At 72.3% G+C, this 15,916-nt stretch carries 12 protein-coding genes and 1 pseudogene; 6 read left to right on the top strand and 7 right to left on the bottom strand.

The genetic code is table 11. The features are described 5' to 3' along the window. Positions 1-81: 81 nt before the first annotated feature. The 3 genes from AB0B29_RS19205 to AB0B29_RS19195 are packed head-to-tail and all read right to left on the bottom strand — an operon-like array spanning position 82 to position 4,129. Positions 82-723, bottom strand: coding sequence for an ATP-binding cassette domain-containing protein (locus AB0B29_RS19205; RefSeq protein ID WP_362240923.1), 642 nt, complete (start codon positions 721-723; stop codon positions 82-84). Next, positions 720-3,653, bottom strand: coding sequence for an ABC transporter permease subunit (locus AB0B29_RS19200; protein WP_362240921.1), 2,934 nt, complete (start codon positions 3,651-3,653; stop codon positions 720-722). The genes AB0B29_RS19205 and AB0B29_RS19200 overlap by 4 nt, the downstream gene beginning before the upstream one ends. Continuing rightward, positions 3,653-4,129, bottom strand: coding sequence for a hypothetical protein (locus tag AB0B29_RS19195; RefSeq protein WP_362240918.1), 477 nt, complete (start codon positions 4,127-4,129; stop codon positions 3,653-3,655). The genes AB0B29_RS19200 and AB0B29_RS19195 overlap by 1 nt, the downstream gene beginning before the upstream one ends. Before the next feature lie 145 nt (positions 4,130-4,274). Here AB0B29_RS19195 and AB0B29_RS19190 point away from each other — a divergent pair, with 145 nt between their 5' ends. The 3 genes from AB0B29_RS19190 to AB0B29_RS19180 are packed head-to-tail and all read left to right on the top strand — an operon-like array spanning position 4,275 to position 7,178. Beyond that, positions 4,275-4,838 (top strand): hypothetical protein, encoded by a 564-nt coding sequence (locus AB0B29_RS19190; RefSeq protein WP_362240915.1) that lies wholly within the window; start codon positions 4,275-4,277, stop codon positions 4,836-4,838. Next, on the top strand, positions 4,813-6,099 hold the full coding sequence (locus AB0B29_RS19185) for an ABC transporter substrate-binding protein (protein ID WP_362240912.1): 1,287 nt from the start codon (positions 4,813-4,815) through the stop codon (positions 6,097-6,099). The genes AB0B29_RS19190 and AB0B29_RS19185 overlap by 26 nt, the downstream gene beginning before the upstream one ends. Positions 6,100-6,137: 38 nt before the next feature. Further along, entirely contained in the window at positions 6,138-7,178 is a 1,041-nt protein-coding gene (locus tag AB0B29_RS19180) for a helix-turn-helix transcriptional regulator (protein WP_362240910.1), read from the top strand. Here the strand turns inward: AB0B29_RS19180 and ctaD are convergent. Continuing rightward, a pseudogene (gene ctaD, locus AB0B29_RS19175) lies at positions 7,177-8,748 on the bottom strand (aa3-type cytochrome oxidase subunit I); the annotation flags it as partial. The gene AB0B29_RS19180 and the pseudogene ctaD overlap by 2 nt on opposite strands. Positions 8,749-9,194: 446 nt before the next feature. On the opposite strand from ctaD, the gene AB0B29_RS19170 reads away from it, so the two are divergent. Further along, positions 9,195-9,410, top strand: coding sequence for an I78 family peptidase inhibitor (locus AB0B29_RS19170; RefSeq protein ID WP_362240908.1), 216 nt, complete (start codon positions 9,195-9,197; stop codon positions 9,408-9,410). Between the two features lie 77 nt (positions 9,411-9,487). On the opposite strand, the gene AB0B29_RS19165 is transcribed toward AB0B29_RS19170, so the two are convergent. Together AB0B29_RS19165 and AB0B29_RS19160 are read right to left on the bottom strand one after the other, a co-directional pair. Further along, positions 9,488-10,480 carry a phosphatase PAP2 family protein gene (locus AB0B29_RS19165; protein WP_362240905.1) on the bottom strand — a complete coding sequence of 331 codons (993 nt, stop codon included), beginning with the start codon at positions 10,478-10,480 and terminating at the stop codon, positions 9,488-9,490. A gap of 227 nt (positions 10,481-10,707) precedes the next feature. Then, a complete protein-coding gene (locus tag AB0B29_RS19160) occupies positions 10,708-11,895 on the bottom strand; it encodes a hypothetical protein (RefSeq protein WP_362240902.1) in 1,188 nt (395 codons plus the stop codon). A gap of 263 nt (positions 11,896-12,158) precedes the next feature. Between AB0B29_RS19160 and AB0B29_RS19155 the strand changes: the two genes are divergently transcribed. Both AB0B29_RS19155 and AB0B29_RS19150 read left to right on the top strand, forming a co-directional pair. After that, positions 12,159-13,760: an MFS transporter gene (locus AB0B29_RS19155; protein ID WP_362240899.1), complete on the top strand. Its 1,602-nt coding sequence runs from the start codon at positions 12,159-12,161 to the stop codon at positions 13,758-13,760. Between the two features lie 275 nt (positions 13,761-14,035). Further along, positions 14,036-15,226 (top strand): acyl-CoA dehydrogenase family protein, encoded by a 1,191-nt coding sequence (locus AB0B29_RS19150; protein ID WP_362240896.1) that lies wholly within the window; start codon positions 14,036-14,038, stop codon positions 15,224-15,226. 49 nt (positions 15,227-15,275) lie between these two features. On the opposite strand, the gene AB0B29_RS19145 is transcribed toward AB0B29_RS19150, so the two are convergent. Then, entirely contained in the window at positions 15,276-15,716 is a 441-nt protein-coding gene (locus AB0B29_RS19145) for a cell division protein SepF (protein WP_053672325.1), read from the bottom strand. Positions 15,717-15,916 lie beyond the last annotated feature (200 nt).

Genomic DNA, 15,916 nt, shown 5'->3' with positions numbered 1-15,916 from the left:
GCCCGACCGCCCACTCGCCCGACCCGTCCGGCCGCCCGGCCGTACGCCGCCCCACGACGTCTGGCACGCGGGCGTCGCGTATCAGCCCGTGAGCTCACCCGCCTCCCCGGCGAACACGACCCTCCCGCGACGCAGTTCGTAGACGACGGCCGGCCGCCCCCGCAGGGCGGGCGGCAGCCGCTGCTCGGCGATCACCACACAGGCGTCGAGCGCGCCCAGCAGCGCGTACGTCCGGGCCGCGACCGCGGGGGACATGCCCTGGGCGGGCTCGTCGACGAGCACCACGCGCGCGCGGGCGAGCAGCGCCCGTGAGAGGGCGAGCATGCGCTGCTCGCCGCCGGAGAGGGTGCCGGCCCTGCGCTCCAGCAGGGGCCGCAGCTGCGGGTAGGCGTCCAGGGCCACGGCGTGGTCGCGCGCGGCGAGTTCGAGGTTCTCGCGCACGGTGAGCGAGCCGAAGACGGCCTGCCGCTCCGGCACCAGGCACAACCCGCGCCGGGCGCGTTCGTACGCCGGGACGCGGGTCACGTCCGTGCCGTCCCACACCACCGCGCCGCCCGACAGGGGCAGCGTGCCGGCCAGGGCGTCGAGGGCAGTGGTGCGGCCGGATCCGTTGCGGCCCAGCAGCACGGTGAGACCCGGGCCGTGAGCGGCGAGGGTGATGCCGTGCAGGGCCTCCAGGGGGCCGTAGCGCACGCGTGCGTGGCGCAGGGAGAGCGTCGTCATCGGCCGGCCCCCTGCTCCAGGACGTCCAGGACGTTCCCGGGCGGACCCGAGGCGACGATGCGGCCTGCGGACATCACCTGCACGACGTCCGCGAGACCGGCCACCAGGTCCAGGTCGTGCTCGACGACGAGGAGGGCGGTGCCGTCGGCGGCCAGGGCCTTCAGGACCCGGGCCAGGGCCGCCACTTCGGCGGTGTCGAGACCGGCGGCGGGCTCGTCCAGCAGGAGGACACGTGGGCTGCCCGCGAGGACCCGGGCCAGCTCGACGCGGCGCAGCGTCCCGGTGGGCAGGGAGGCGGCGGGCCGGGCGCGTACCGGCCCGTCGAGCCCGAACAGCCTGAGGGTGCGCTCGACCGCGCTCGGGTCGGCCACCCGGCCCTGCTCGGCGCCCACCCGGACGTTCTCGGCCACGGTCAGCGAGGGGAAGACGGCCAGCTGCTGGAAGGTCCGTGCGACACCGAGGCGGGTGCGGGCCTGGGCGGACAGCGCGGTGATGTCCCGCCCGTCGAGCCGCACGGCCCCGCGACCCGGCCGCAGCGTCCCGGCCAGACAGTGGAACAGGGTGCTCTTCCCGGCCCCGTTGGGCCCCACGACCGCGGTGATCCGGCCGGGGGAGAGGGCCAGATCCACCCCGTCGAGGGCGGTGAAGTGGCCGTAGCGGACGTGGAGGTGACGGGCGGTGAGGAGGGGCGGGGCGGCGGGGGCCGTGGCGGTCGGGCCGATGGAGGGCGGGCCTCCGGCGGGTACCGCCCGGCGCCGACGGGGGGCCCGGGAGGGCTCGGGGGCCGTCTCGGGCCGGGGGGATTGCGCGATCTGGCCGGTTGGTTCGGGGGGCGCCGTGGGCCGGGGGGCCGGGGAGGGCTCGCGAGTCGGCCCCGGGGTCGCCTCGGGCCGCACAGCCGATGGCCGGGTGCCGCCGGCGCTCGGCAGGCCGGGGACGACGCTGCCCGGTGGGCGGCGTTGCGGACGGGGTCCGCCGTCTCGGCGATCGCGCACGCCGGCTTCTCCCACCCCCGCCCCGCTGCGTGCCACGCCCGTCGCCCCCCTCGGCACCGGAGCCGGCCGTGCCGGCCGTGCCTCCGCCGGGTGCAGCAGCGCACGGGCCCGCCGGCCCGCCTCCGTCAGCGCCGGCGCGCGACGCAGCCGCAGGTGTTCCGCCGTCGTGCGCAGGGCCTCGTACGGGCCGCCCGGGAAGCGGCCCACCAGGATCGCCAGGATGCCGACGAGGGCCGCCGCGACCCCGCCGCGGGTGCCCGCGTCCAGCCCGACCAGGAGAGCCGCTGCGGCGAGGGCGCCGAGCGTGCTGTCGGCGCCCAGCACCACCACCGCCGCGAACCACAGCAGGCCCCGCACCGGGTCGTAGGCGCCCGCGTCGAAGGCCCGCAGCCCCATGCCGAGCATGGCGCCGCCCAGCGCGGCCAGCGCGGCGCCCGCGACGAACGCCAGCAGCTTCAGCGACGGCACCCGGACACCCGCCGCCTGCGCGCCCCGCTCGTGGTCCCGCATGGCGGCGAGGGCCCTGCCCGTCCGCCCCCGGCGCAGCGCGTGCGTCGCCAGGAGCGCGACCGCCAGCAGGATCAGCTCCAGGACGTAGTACGCCCGGTCCCCGTCGAAGCCCGCCGGGCGGCCGAGGGTGAGCCCCGCCGTGGCGTACGGCTGGGCGAAGACGAAGCGGCTCACCCCCACCCCGACCGCGAACGTCGCCAGCGCCAGGGCCAGCCCCCGGCGGCCGATCGCCGGCCAGCCCGTCAGCAGGCCGAGCGGTGCCACCAGCACGACCGCCACCGCGAGGGCCGCCAGCTCCGGCAGACGGGGCAGGCCCGGGAAGCGGCCCGACGCCAGCAGCGCCGTGAACAGGGCGCCCAGCCCCGCGTACGCGGCCTGCCCCAGGGAGATCTGGCCGCCGCGTCCGGTGACCACCACCAGGGACAGCAGGATCACGGCCAACGCCGGCACCTGGACCGAGGTGTGCAGATCCCGTCCCGCGAGCCCCAGCGGTAGCAGGAACAGCACCAGCACCACGATCCAGGCGCCCGGGGTCGCCGCGCGCGCCGTGGCCGTGCGCGGCAGCGCGTCCCGCTCCCCGACGCCCGGCAGGACCAGCGCCGCCACCAGCAGCGTGACGACGAACAGGTTCGTGCCGACCGCCTGGAGCAGCTGCTCGGCCCAGCCCGACGGATGCAGCCGCGTCAGCTGGCTCTGCGCCACCCCGATGCCCAGCGCCACCACCACCGCGACGGTGAGGCTGCGCATCCGGGCCGCCACCGCGACCGCCACGACCTCCATCACGAGCAGCGAGAGACCGTACGGGTCGAGCCGCACGTACGGCGCCAGCAGCACGCCCGTCAGGCCGGCCGTGAACGAACCGAACGCCCAGCCGGTGGCGGCGACCCGGTCCGCGTCGATGCCGCCCAGCACCGCGAGCCGCCGGTCGTCCACCACCGCCCGCAGCTCCCGCCCGAACCGCGTCCGGCGGACCACCACCGCGACCAAGGCGGCCAGCAGCAGCACCACGGCCAGCTGCCCCCACGGCTCGTCCGGCACCAGCACCGGGGCGTCGTCCCGTGCCCCCTGCCCCCACAGCAGCGCCGCTGCGCCCACCAGCAGGACGAACACCCCGATGGACGCCACCAGCGTCTGCGCGGGATCGCCGCCCAGGGCCGCCAGAGGCCGGAAGACGAACCGTTCGAGGGCCACCCCCAGCCCCGGTGCCAGCACCAGCAGCGTCACCGCGGCCCCGAGCCACAGCGGCCAGCCCCACTCGACCACGCACTGCCGCAGCACGTACGCGCACACCATGGCGATCGCGCCGTGCGCGAAATTCAGCACCCCGGTCGCGCGGTACGTCACGATCAGGCCGATCCCGGTGAGCGCCGCCGCGCTGCCGACCGAGAGCCCGGCGAGCGTGAGGTCGTACGTCAGCGACGACATCAGTCGGTTTCTTCGGCCGGCTCGCAGATCGGGCAGGGGGCCAGCTCGCTGCTCGCCACCAGCTCGGAGTCCACCGGCACCGCCTCCGCCCGGCCGGCGACCAGCGGGCAGTCGGCGCGGTGCCACAGCGTGCCGCCCGGCACCATCAGCAGCTCGCCGCTGACCGCGAGGGGCCCGAGCACCGCCCGCGCGGTCGCCTCCGGCTCGGCAGGACCGGCCTCCACCAGCAGGCCGTACAGCTCCTCCACGCGTGCGGCGGCGACCGAGCCCCTGCCCTGGGCCAGCAGCACCGCCCCGGCGATGATCAGCGCGGCCCCGGGGACGGTGCAGGAGGCAAGGTAGGGCAGTTGCCGTTCGGCGTAACGCTCGCCGGAGACTCCGTACCAGCCCACGGCGCACAGCACCGCGCCGGCGGCCAGGGCGGCCCAGCCGGCCCACAGGACGGGATGCACGGTCCGCAGTCGGCTGGTCCGCATCGCTGGCTCCCACACGTCGGATTCGGCTGTGCGTGCGTCGGGCTGCCTGTTCAAGTCCGCCGATCGCTTGCACTATGCCCTGTGGAAGCTGACCCTGAAAGCACCGGGCGCACATGGCCCGGACCGACACCCGGTGGTGAGCCAGATGGTTCTCGGCAGCGACCTCAGGCGGGGGAACGCGACGGGGGGTTCACGCACCGCGGGACGGGGCACGGCCATCGCGGCCGCCCTGGTTCTGGCCCTCGCCCCGGCCCTCGCGGCATGCAGCGACGACTACGGCGGCGGCAGCGCGAGCACCCCGTCCACACCGACCGCGGAGCGCACCACGAGCGCGCCGGCGAGCGCGCCGGCGGACCGGGCCGCGGCCGAGCAGGAGATCAGGCAGAACTGGCAGAAGTTCTTCGACCCGAAGACCCTCCCCGAGGACAAGCTGGCCGTCCTGGAGAACGGCGAACGGATGGCACCCGTCCTCAAGGCCTTCAGCGGTGACGCCCGTGGCGGGCAGGTCGAGGCGAAGGTCACCAAGGTCCAGTTCACGTCGGCGACCGGCGCGGACGTGACGTACACGCTCACTCTCAAGGGCGCCACCGCCCTGCCGGACGCCTCCGGTACGGCCGTCGAACAGGGCGGCGTGTGGAAGGTGTCCGTCAAGACGCTGTGCTCGCTGGTGCAGATGAGCGGTAATGGGTCGCCGGTCCCGGGTTGCTGAGATCCTCGCCGCGGTCCTGTTGCTCTCCCTGAGCGCGGCCTGCGGCAGCCGCCTCCCGGAGAGCGACTTCCGGCACGACGACCGCACCCCGCCGCCCCACGAGTCCGCGCCCCTGCGGGTCGGCGTCATCACCAGCGCCACCAGCCCCGTCGGCGGCAGTGCCTTCACCGGCCCGCGTGACGGTGCCACGGCCTTCTTCGACCGGCTCGACGAGCGCGGCGGCATCGACGGACGCCGCATCGAGGTACACCGCTGCGACGACGGGGGCAGCGGCGTCGGCAACAACGAGTGCGTGCACAAACTCGTCGAGGAGGACGAGGTCGTCGCCCTGGTCGCCACCACCGCGCTCGACTACGCGGGCGCCTCCCGCGTCGCACGCGCGCGCGTACCCGACATCGGCGGGCAGCCCATCGACGCCGCCTACGACACCTACCCGCACCTCTACGGCATCTACGGCAGCCTCGCGCCCCGCCACGGCACCCCCGGCTGGGACGGCAGGCTCTACGGCGGCACCGAGGTCTACCGCTACTTCAAACGCGAGCACGGCGCCCGCACCGCCGCCGTCGTCTCCTACAACCAGTCCGCCTCGGCCGCCTACGCCCGGCTGGTCGAACGGGGCCTGCGCGCCGAGGGCTACAAGGTCGTCACCGAGCAGGTCGACTTCGCCCTGCCCAACTTCCGCGCCGTCGCCGCCGATCTCAAGGAGCAGGGCGCCGACCTGGTCTTCGACGCCATCGACGCGCACGGCAACGCCCAGCTCTGCCAGGCCATGGACGAGGCGGGCGCCCACGTCACCGCCAAGGTGACCAACGTGCAGAACTGGACGTCCACCGTCCCCGACGACTACAAGGACGCTCCCCGTTGCCGCAACGCCCTCTGGGCGACGGGCGCCAGCCGCAACTTCGACGACACCGGGGACCCGGCCGTACGGGAGTTCCGCGAGGCGACGAAGGACCTGAAGACGCACTCCCAGTGGCAGCTGGAGGGGTGGGCGGCCGCGCGGTGGTTCACGGACGCGGCGAAGTCCTGCGCGGCGACGGGCATCACGCGCGTGTGCGTCGACTCGTACATGAACCGCAGCCAGGGCTACACCGCCGGAGGGCTGCTGCTCCCCGTCCGGTTCGCGCGCCTGCCCGAGCCGCCGAGGACGAGCCGGACCTGCCTGTCGGTGGCCCGCTGGCAGGACGGCAGGGGCTGGGTGAGCCAGGGCGACATGAACCGCACCTGCTTCACCGTCCCCCAACTGGCCTACACGCCTTGAGGACAGCAGCTGTCCGCAAGGCCTGGCAGACTCGCCCCATGTTGGAGACCTCGGCCCGTCTGCTGCGTCTGCTGTCCCTCCTCCAGGCCCACCGCGAGTGGTCCGGCGCCGACCTGGCCGGCCGGCTCGGCGTCAGCGCCCGCACCCTGCGCCGGGACGTCGACCGGCTGCGCGAACTCGGCTACCCGGTCAACGCCAGCCCCGGCACCGGCGGCGGCTACCAGCTGGGCGCCGGCGCCGAACTGCCGCCCCTGCTCCTGGACGACGACGAGGCGGTCGCCGTGGCGGTAGGACTACGCACGGCCGCCGGGCAGGGCATCGACGGCATCGGGGAGACCTCGGTCCGGGCCCTCGCCAAGCTGGAACAGGTGCTGCCGAACCGGCTGCGCCGCCGCGTGGGAGCCCTGAACGCCTTCACCGTGCCGATGCTGCGCAGCACGCTGCCCTCCTCGGTCGACCCGGCCGTCCTCACCGAACTCGCCCATCTGTGCCGGGACGCCGAGCGGCTGCGCTTCGAGTACCGCGGCCACGACGGCACCCCCTCCCGCCGCACCGTCGAACCGCACCGGCTGGTGTGCACCGAACGCCGCTGGTACCTGGTCGCCTGGGACCTCGACCGGGACGACTGGCGCACCTTCCGCGTGGACCGCGTCACTCCCAGGCCGCCGCACGGCCCGCGCTTCACTCCGCGCCGGCCGCCCGCGGAGGACCTCGCCGCCTACGTCTCCCAGGGCGTCTCCACGCGCGTGTACGCCACCCACGCCGTCGTGCGGCTCCTGGTGCCCCTGGAGGAGGCCGCCGAGCACATCTCGCCCTCGGCCGGGGTGCTGGAGGCCGAGGGCCCGGACAGCTGCCTGCTGCGCTGCGGCGCCGGCAGCCTCGACGTGATGGTCATCCACGTGATGATGCTGGGCTTCGAGTTCGAGGTGCTGGAGCCGGTCGAGCTGATCGAGGCGATCAGGAAGGGCCGGGACCGGCTTGATGGCGCTCTGGCTCGGGCTGCGACGTCACCGCCGCGTACTCGGGATGGTGCAGGTCGAACGCCGGGGACTCGGAACGGATCCGGGGCAGCGTCATGAAGTTGTGCCGCGGTGGCGGACACGAGGTCGCCCACTCCAGGGAGCGGCCGTAGCCCCAGGGGTCGTCGGCCTCGACCTTCTCGCCGTACTTGGCGGTCTTCCACACGTTGTAGAGGAACGGCAGGGTCGACATGCCGAGCAGGAACGCGCCGACCGTCGACACCGTGTTGAGCGCCGTGAAGCCGTCCGCCGCGAGGTAGTCCGCGTACCGGCGGGGCATGCCCTCGGCGCCCAGCCAGTGCTGCACCAGGAACGTGGTGTGGAAGCCGACGAACAACGTCCAGAACTGGATCTTGCCCAGTCGTTCGTCGAGCATCTTCCCGGTGAACTTGGGCCACCAGAAGTAGAAGCCGGCGAAGATCGCGAAGACGACCGTGCCGAAGACGACGTAGTGGAAGTGCGCGACCACGAAGTACGAGTCCGTCACGTGGAAGTCCATCGGCGGTGACGCGAGGATCACCCCGGTCAGCCCGCCGAACAGGAACGTCACGAGGAAGCCCGTCGCCCACAGCATCGGGGTCTCGAACGAGAGCGATCCCTGCAGCATGGTGCCGGCCCAGTTGAAGAACTTCACCCCCGTCGGCACCGCGATCAGGAAGCTCATGAAGGAGAAGAACGGCAGCAGCACCGCGCCCGTGGCGAACATGTGGTGCGCCCACACGATCATCGACAGGCCGGTGATCGCCATCGTCGCGCCGACCAGCGTCAGATAGCCGAACAGCGGCTTGCGGCTGAAGACCGGAATGATCTCCGTGATGATCCCGAAGAACGGCAGCGCGATGATGTACACCTCGGGATGGCCGAAGAACCAGAACAGGTGCTGCCACAGGATCGCGCCGCCGTTGGCCGCGTCGAAGACCTGCGCGCCGAACCGCCGGTCCGCCTCCAGCACCAGCAGCGCCGCCGCCAGCACCGGGAACGCCATGAGGATCAGGATCGACGTGAAGAGGGTGTTCCACACGAAGATCGGCATCCGGAACATCGTCATGCCCGGGGCGCGCATCCCGATGATCGTGGTGATGAAGTTGACCGCGCCGAGGATCGTGCCGAAGCCGGACAGGGCCAGCCCCATGATCCACAGGTCGGGTCCGAGACCCGGCGAGCGCTCCGCGCTGTTGAGCGGGGCGTAGGCGAACCAGCCGAAGTCGGCGGGCCCGGAGGGCACCAGCAGCGAACCGAGCACGATCAGCCCGCCGAACAGGAACAGCCAGTACGAGAACATGTTCAGCCGCGGGAAGGCGACGTCGGGCGCCCCGATCTGCAGCGGCATCAGCTCGTTCGCGAAGCCCGCGAAGCTCGGCGTCGCGAACAGCAGCAGCATGATCGTGCCGTGCATCGTGAACGCCTGGTTGAACTGTTCGTTGTCGATGATCTGCAGGCCCGGCCGGGCGAGCTCGGCGCGCATCAGCAGCGCCATCACCCCGGCGATCAGGAAGAACACGAACGACGTGACCAGGTAGAGATGGCCGATCTTCTTGTGGTCCGTCGTCGTCAGCCAGTCGACCACCACCCGCCCGTGCCGGGTGCGCGGCTCGGGCGGCGTCACCGCCTGTACGGTCTGCGTCCCCATCGCTCGCTCGCCCCTTCGCTCATCGCGTACCGGGCCGCCGTAGCCCGCGCCTCACGTACCCGCGAGCTCACGCCATGATGCTCGCGCCACCGCGTGCTCCGACAGGGGGCGTACCGGCCTCTCTGTGCCGGAGCCATGCATTTCCTGTATCACGCCGACTTCACCGGGCCGGTCCGGCGGCGGAAAGGAACGCAGCTCGGAAGGCACTTCTCCCGGAACTTTCCGCCGGGCTTTTCCATGAGCTCACGGGACACGCGGGAATTACGGTCGAATGCCTGCGGAAGGCGTACGGAACCGCTCGTCCGGGTGACGGGCGGCTCCCGAAACGCCTGTCGTGATCTTGTGACAGAAGCGTGACGGGAGGCGGACAGTGACCGGCTGCGGCCCGGGCCCGCGCTTCGCCGCCCGGGCTTCCGCGGTCGCCGGGCAGGACATAGCGTGGCGGCATGGCACCGACTCCGACACCCTCCGCCGAACCCGACGACAGCCCGGACACCTATGTCGGCCTGGAGGCCGACCGGGCCGAACGCCTCGCGCGTGAGCGCGGCTGGCCGGCGGTGCGTGCGCTGCCGCCGGGGGCGATCATCACGATGGAGTACCGCGTGGGCCGGCTGAACTTCGAGGTCAAGGGCGGCCGGGTGGCGCGGGCCTGGAAGGGCTGACATCCGGTGAGGGCCCCGGATCCGCTCCGGAACCGGGGCCCTCACCGTGCCCGGCGTGGTTGCGTACCGGCCGGTGGTCAGCCGCCCGTCACGGGCCGGGCCGACGAGGCAGATCCGCGCGGGTGGCGCTCGGCGTGCGGTGGCCGGCGGCTGCCGGCCGGGGTGACCGGCGAACGCTCCGAGCGGACCGTGTGCGGGCCCGGCGCCAGATGAACCGGGGGCCGGGACGAGCGGGCCGCGACGTCGTCACGGTCGGGCAGGGGCGTGACCACGACGGGAGGCGCGCCGACCGGCACCGCCGAGGTGCCGCGCCTGCGGGCCCGCAGACGGTCGCGCAGGTCGAAGATCGCGTCCTCGGCGCGGGCGATCAGCGGCTCGAACCACGGCAGGCCGAGCAGGATCAGCAGACCCGCGGTCCAGCCGAGGAGCACATCGCTCAGCCAGTGCGTGCCGAGGTAGACGGTGGCCATCCCGACGCCGAGCGAGGTCACCGCGGACACGGCGGACAGCCAGCGCTGCGCTCTGGCGCTGGAGGCCAGGTAGGCCAGGATTCCCCAGGTCACCACGGCATTGGCGGTGTGACCGCTCGGAAATATATCGCCGCCGAGCCACATCTCGTTCGAGCCGATGATGGTCGCGTAGTGCGGTCCCAGGCGGCCCATGCCGTACTTGGCGGCGCCGACCGTGATGTTCAGCAGCAGCAGCGAGACGCCGAGCGCGAGCAGGGGCCGCAGGGTGTGCTGCCGCCAGGAGCGCCAGCCCAGCCAGGCCGCGACCATCACGGCGGTCGGGCCGCGCTGTCCGAGGACCACGTAGTAGTCGACGAACCAGTGGATCTCCGACCACTGCTGGTAGGGGCGGAAGAACATGACCTGCCAGTCGAGCCGGACCAGCCAGGACGTGATCACCACGGCCCACACGATCGCGCCGTAGAAGGCCAGGGTCGCCGCGAAGAGCACGATGCGGTGCCTGCTCATCTTCGGCACATCGATGTGGGCGGGTCGTTCCGGCTCACGGTCCAGCCGGGCGAAGACCCGGTCCAGACGGGTGAGCTTCGGTTCGGTACGCACCCAATCGACGTTACAGCGAGTGAGCTGAGATCCCGGGCGAATCAACGGCTTTGTGATGACGACGTGATGTGGGATTCCTCTCAGGCGGAGGTTTAATTCCAGCGAATCCGCAATCGGCAGGCGCTGTGACCTTCAATTCCTTTGATCATTTCGGATGGGGGTTTTATTGCGCTTTTGAATTCGTTCACCCAGGCATGGCCCCGAATTCCCCCGGCGCTCACAGCGGGTCAGGGCGGGCCGGAACCGTTCAGCCAGAACGCCCCGTACCCCGCGGAGACCACCGCCATGCACACCAGCACCGCCACTGACCTGCGGGTACGCGTCCTTGCCAAGGCCACGGCGAGGGGCAGCAGCAGGGGGAAGGCGGGCAGCAGCAACCGCGGTTTCGAGCCGAAGTAGCTCGACGCGCACAGGGCGAGCGCGGTCACGACCCCGGTGTAGACGAGCAGCGGCAGCGGCTGGCGCTGACGTACTCCGGTCACATACAGCCAGACGACTGACGCGACCCCGAGGATCAGCCCCACACCCGCCAGGGCCGCCGGGAACGACGTGAACTTCTCCGCGACGAAACGGGCGAAGGCGTACCCGCCGTCGAAGCCGTTGCGCCATCCGGCCTGGACATCCAGGTACCCGAGTGGCCCCCTGCCCGTGCGGTGCCCGACCCAGAGGACGTAGCCGGCGGTGCCCAGGGGGGCCAGGAGCATGGCGAGGACGCGCCGGGTCCGGGTCGTGCCGTCGGCCGGCATGTCCGTGACGTCCGGACCGGCCGCGCGTCCCTCTCGCGCGAAGGCGGCCGCCGCCGACACCCACACCGCCGCCACCACGGCCAGACCCACCGGGCGGGTCAGTCCCGTGAGCAGGGCCAGCGTGCCCGCCGTCACCCAGCGGCCGGTCAGCACCGCGTACAGCGACCAGGCCGCGAGCGCCGTGAACAGGGACTCGCTGTATGCCATCGACTGCACGATCCCGACCGGCAGGACGGCCCACAGCAGCACCGTGCACACGCCCGCCCGGCGGCCGTACACGTGGTCCACCACCGCGAAGATCCCCCAGGCCGCGGCGAGCGAGGCGAGCAGGCTGACGAGGAACCCCCCGTCCGCGTACGACAGCGGCGAGACCGCCGCCACCAGCCGCTCCAGCCAGGGCAGCAGCGGGAAGAACGCCAGGTTCGAGTGCACGTCCCCGTTCGGCAGCCGTACCTCGTAGCCGTAACCGAGTTCGGCGACCCTGACGTACCAGAGCGCGTCCCAGCGGGCGGTCAGCAGCGTGTACGCGCTCTTGTCCCGCGCCTCGCTCCACAGGAACAGGGCGAGCAGGCCCAGGGCGCGGACGGCCGCGTACCCGGCGAGCGCCGGGGCCGCCCGGCGCAGCGCCCCGGCGCGGGACGGGGCCGCACGCGTCTCGAGATCGGTCACCCGCCCGATTATCGACCCGGGGCGGAACCACCCGGTCGGCCGACGCGTCGACGACACGGGGGGAAGTGGCGTACGCCACATCTGTCCGCCGGAGGTGTGAGAGGTCCGCCACTGGCCTGCGCCGGGGACTCGCGTACGCTGACGTGTCACTCGCTTTTCGTTTGCGCCGGCCGGAGACCGCCGCTCCTCTCCGGCCCAGTCGCGGGGGCGTCCCCCACCCCGCGAGCCCGCCGATCGCGAGGGAACATCTGGGAGGTACGTACATGTCCGGGACGACCACGGCCGCCGCTGCGCTGCGCCGTCGGACGGCCGGGGCCGGTGCCAACCGCTGGGTGGTCCTCGTCGTCCTCTGCGTCAGCCTGCTGCTGGTCGCCGTCGACGCCACCGTGCTGCACGTGGCGGTTCCCGCCGTCACCGAGGACCTCAAGCCCGGCGGGATGGAACTGCTCTGGATCGTCGACGTCTACCCGCTGGTCTGCGCCTCGCTGCTGATCCTGTTCGGCACGCTGGGCGACCGCGTCGGCCGCCGGAGAATCCTGCTCCTCGGCTACGCGCTGTTCGGCGTCGCCTCCGGCCTGGCGGCCCTGGCCGACAGCGCTCAGGTGCTGATCGTGGCGCGGGCGCTGCTCGGCGTGGGCGGCGCGATGATCATGCCCGCGACGCTGTCGATCCTGCGCCAGGTCTTCCCCGACCGGCGCGAGCGGGCGCTCGCGATCGGCATATGGAGTGCCGTGGCCGCGGTGGGCGCGGCGGTCGGCCCGCTGCTCGGCGGCTTCCTGCTGGAGCACTTCTGGTGGGGCTCGGTGTTCCTCGTCAACATCCCGCTGATGCTGGTCAGCCTCCCGGTGGGCCGGCTGCTGCTGCCCGAGTCGAAGGGCGACGGCAAGGGTCCCTGGGACGTGGTGGGCGCGCTGATGGCGGCGGCCGGACTGTTCGGTGTCGTGCTGGGCGTGAAGCGGCTCGGCAGCGGGGGATCGCTGGGCAGCCTGCTCACCGTGCTGCCGCTCGTGCTCGGCGCCGCGCTGCTGGTCGGCTTCGTACGGCGGCAGCGGCGGCGGACGTATCCGCTGGTGGACCTCAGGATGTTCGCGCGGCCGGCGTTCAGCACGTCCGTGGGGTGCATCGTGCTGGCGATGCTCGCGCTGGTGGGTCTGGAACTGATCGCGGCGCAGTATCTGCAGTTGGTGCTCGGGCTGTCGCCGCTGGAGACCGGGCTGCGGTTGCTGCCGCTGACGCTCGCGGCGATGGCGGCCGGGCTGGCCGGGGCGCGGATGCTGCGGCGGTTCGGGCCGCGCCGGATGGTGTGTGCAGGGTTCTGCCTCACGGCGTTCGCCGTGGTGCTGCTGACCGCGCTGGGGCGGACGGACGACTGTGCGCTGATGCTGAGCGGTTTCGTGCTGCTCGGCTTCGGGCTGGAGACGACTCTGTTCGGGGCGTACGAGTCGATGCTGAGCGAGGCGCCGCAGGAGCAGGCCGGCGGGGCGGCGGCGATCGGGGAGACGTCGTACCAGCTCGGGGCGGGGATCGGCATCGCGCTGCTCGGCACGGTGATGAACGCGGCGTACGCGCCCGGGCTGTCGGGTGTGCCCGGGGTGCCGGCGTCGGCCTCCGCGTCGGCGGGGCATTCGCTGGGGGAGGCGTACGAGGTTGCCGCGCAGCTGGGCGGAGCCGCCGGAGCGGCGCTGCGGCAAGCCGCCCGTGACGCGTTCGTGCACGGCCTGCATGTGACGTTGCTGGTGAGCGCGGGGTTGTTGCTGCTCGGGGCGGCGATGGCGCTGCGGCTGCCGCGGGTGATGCAGTGTGAGCCGGGGCCGGTGGAGATTCCTGCCCCCAGGGACGCGGCGGAGTCACGCGTCTCGGTGTGATCCCCCTTCGCCCACCCAGGCGCCGCCCGTGACTGTCGGCCGAGAAGCCGAGGTCGCCCGTGGGTGGACCGCGCCGTGGGCGGCTTGCGGTGCTCAGGGCTCACGGCTCAGGGCTCACGGCCCACGGCTCAGGGCTTACGGCTCGGACGTCCGCGGCGTGGTGGGCGTCGGCGAGGTTCCTCTCTCAGTTGGCAGCTGTGGGTGGTGTATGTGTGGGCCGGCGTCGTAGCGTCTGGTTAGCAGTGCTAGTTAAAGAGCTTCGGAGGGTGTCGATCATGTCCGGTTCGTCCAAGCTGCCTCCATTCGATCCCGGCGATCCCCTCGGCCTGGACGATCTGCTGGAGCCCGAGGACCTCGGGATCAGGGACACCGTGCGGGCCTGGGCCGCGGACCGGGTCCTGCCGTATGTCGCCGAGTGGTACGAGAAGGGGGAGCTGCCGGGGATCCGGGAGCTGGCCAGGGAACTCGGAGGCATCGGAGCCCTCGGGATGTCCCTGGAGGGGTACGGGTGTGCCGGCGCGTCCGCCGTGCAGTACGGGCTCGCCTGCCTGGAGCTGGAGGCCGCCGACTCCGGCATCCGTTCCCTCGTCTCCGTGCAGGGCTCCCTCGCCATGTACGCGATCCACCGCTTCGGCAGCGAGGAGCAGAAGCAGCAGTGGCTGCCGCGTATGGCCGCCGGTGAGGTCATCGGCTGCTTCGGTCTCACCGAGCCCGACCACGGCTCCGACCCCGCCGCCATGCGGACGTACGCCAAGCGCGACGGCTCCGACTGGATCCTCAACGGCCGCAAGATGTGGATCACCAACGGGTCGGTCGCCGGTGTCGCCGTCGTGTGGGCGCAGACCGAGGAGGGGATCCGCGGGTTCGCGGTGCCCACCGACAGCGGTGGGTTCTCCGCTCCCGAGATCAAGCACAAGTGGTCCCTCAGGGCCTCCGTCACCAGCGAGCTCGTGCTCGACGACGTGCGGCTGCCCGCCGACGCCGTCCTTCCGGAGGTCACCGGCCTGCGCGGGCCCCTCAGCTGTCTGTCGCACGCCCGGTACGGAATCGTCTGGGGCGCCATGGGCGCGGCCCGTGCCAGTTTCGAGGCAGCGGTCGACTACGCGAAGTCGCGGGAGCAGTTCGGGCGGCCCATCGGCGGCTTCCAGCTCACCCAGGCCAAACTCGCCGACATGGCGGTCGAACTGCACAAGGGGATTCTGCTCGCCCACCATCTGGGGCGGCGTATGGATGCCGGCCGCCTGCGTCCCGAGCAGGTCAGCTTCGGCAAGCTCAACAACGTCCGGGAGGCGATCGAGATCTGCCGCACGGCCCGGACGATTCTCGGAGCCAACGGGATCTCCCTCGAATATCCCGTGATGCGGCACGCGACCAACCTCGAGTCGGTGCTCACCTATGAGGGCACCGTCGAGATGCACCAGCTCGTGCTGGGCAAGGCGCTCACCGGACTCGATGCCTTCCGGTAGGCCGGTCCGGTAACCCTGCGCGGGGGCAGGGCCGGTGAGCGGCCCTGCCTCAGCTCTGGTTGAAGAAGCCGTCCGTGCGGTGTCCGGCCGGATCGCCGTTGACGATCTCCGTGTGGGCCGGGGTCAGCAGGAACACACGGGTCGAGACTCTCTCGATCGAACCGCGCAGGCCGAAGATCAGGCCGGCCGCGAAATCGACCACGCGCTTGGCGTCGGAGGCCTCCATGGCCGTGAGGTTCATGATGACCGGCACGCCCTCGCGGAACAGCTCACCGATGGCGCGTGCGTCCCGGAAGCTGTCCGGGGTCACCGTGCCGATGCGGCGGCCCTTCTCCTCGGCGACGTCCGAGGCCACCTTGACACGCGGATCGGTGACCCAGGCTTCCCCGGGCTCGTTCCCGTCGGAGTAGTCGTCGTCGTCGTAGTAACGCTCGTCTTCGTTGTCGTCGACGAGGCCAAGCCAGGCACTTGCCTTGCGTACCGATCCCATGGACGCCTCCTCTCACAGCGGTCTTTCTGCATTCCGCATCCCTATGGTCGTCCATGATGCGGATGGCGCGCCAAGTGGATAGACGCCGCACGGGGGGTTTGTGACGGTACTGGTGCACAGCGATTCCGTCGAGAGTCCGTGTGTCCCAAGGGCCGTTTCCCAAACGGCTGCTGACTGTGAGTGAAATATGATTCTTCCCG

The sequence above is a fragment of the Streptomyces tibetensis genome (assembly GCF_040647715.1).
Lineage (GTDB): Bacteria > Actinomycetota > Actinomycetes > Streptomycetales > Streptomycetaceae > Streptomyces > Streptomyces tibetensis_A.
The sequence above is the reverse complement of the archived record's forward strand: the minus strand, read 5'-3'. Positions and strand labels throughout refer to the sequence as shown.

What these genes read in the sequence shown, in the direction of transcription:
- AB0B29_RS19185 (WP_362240912.1), top strand. Translation starts at nt 4,813, where the DNA reads ATGGGTCGCCGGTCCCGGGTTGCTGAGATCCTCGCCGCGGTCCTGTTG.
- AB0B29_RS19205 (WP_362240923.1), bottom strand. Translation starts at nt 723, where the DNA reads ATGACGACGCTCTCCCTGCGCCACGCACGCGTGCGCTACGGCCCCCTG.
- AB0B29_RS19195 (WP_362240918.1), bottom strand. Translation starts at nt 4,129, where the DNA reads ATGCGGACCAGCCGACTGCGGACCGTGCATCCCGTCCTGTGGGCCGGC.
- AB0B29_RS19145 (WP_053672325.1), bottom strand. Translation starts at nt 15,716, where the DNA reads ATGGGATCGGTACGCAAGGCAAGTGCCTGGCTTGGCCTCGTCGACGAC.
- AB0B29_RS19150 (WP_362240896.1), top strand. Translation starts at nt 14,036, where the DNA reads ATGTCCGGTTCGTCCAAGCTGCCTCCATTCGATCCCGGCGATCCCCTC.
- AB0B29_RS19180 (WP_362240910.1), top strand. Translation starts at nt 6,138, where the DNA reads ATGTTGGAGACCTCGGCCCGTCTGCTGCGTCTGCTGTCCCTCCTCCAG.
- AB0B29_RS19200 (WP_362240921.1), bottom strand. Translation starts at nt 3,653, where the DNA reads ATGTCGTCGCTGACGTACGACCTCACGCTCGCCGGGCTCTCGGTCGGC.
- AB0B29_RS19155 (WP_362240899.1), top strand. Translation starts at nt 12,159, where the DNA reads ATGTCCGGGACGACCACGGCCGCCGCTGCGCTGCGCCGTCGGACGGCC.
- AB0B29_RS19190 (WP_362240915.1), top strand. Translation starts at nt 4,275, where the DNA reads ATGGTTCTCGGCAGCGACCTCAGGCGGGGGAACGCGACGGGGGGTTCA.
- AB0B29_RS19170 (WP_362240908.1), top strand. Translation starts at nt 9,195, where the DNA reads ATGGCACCGACTCCGACACCCTCCGCCGAACCCGACGACAGCCCGGAC.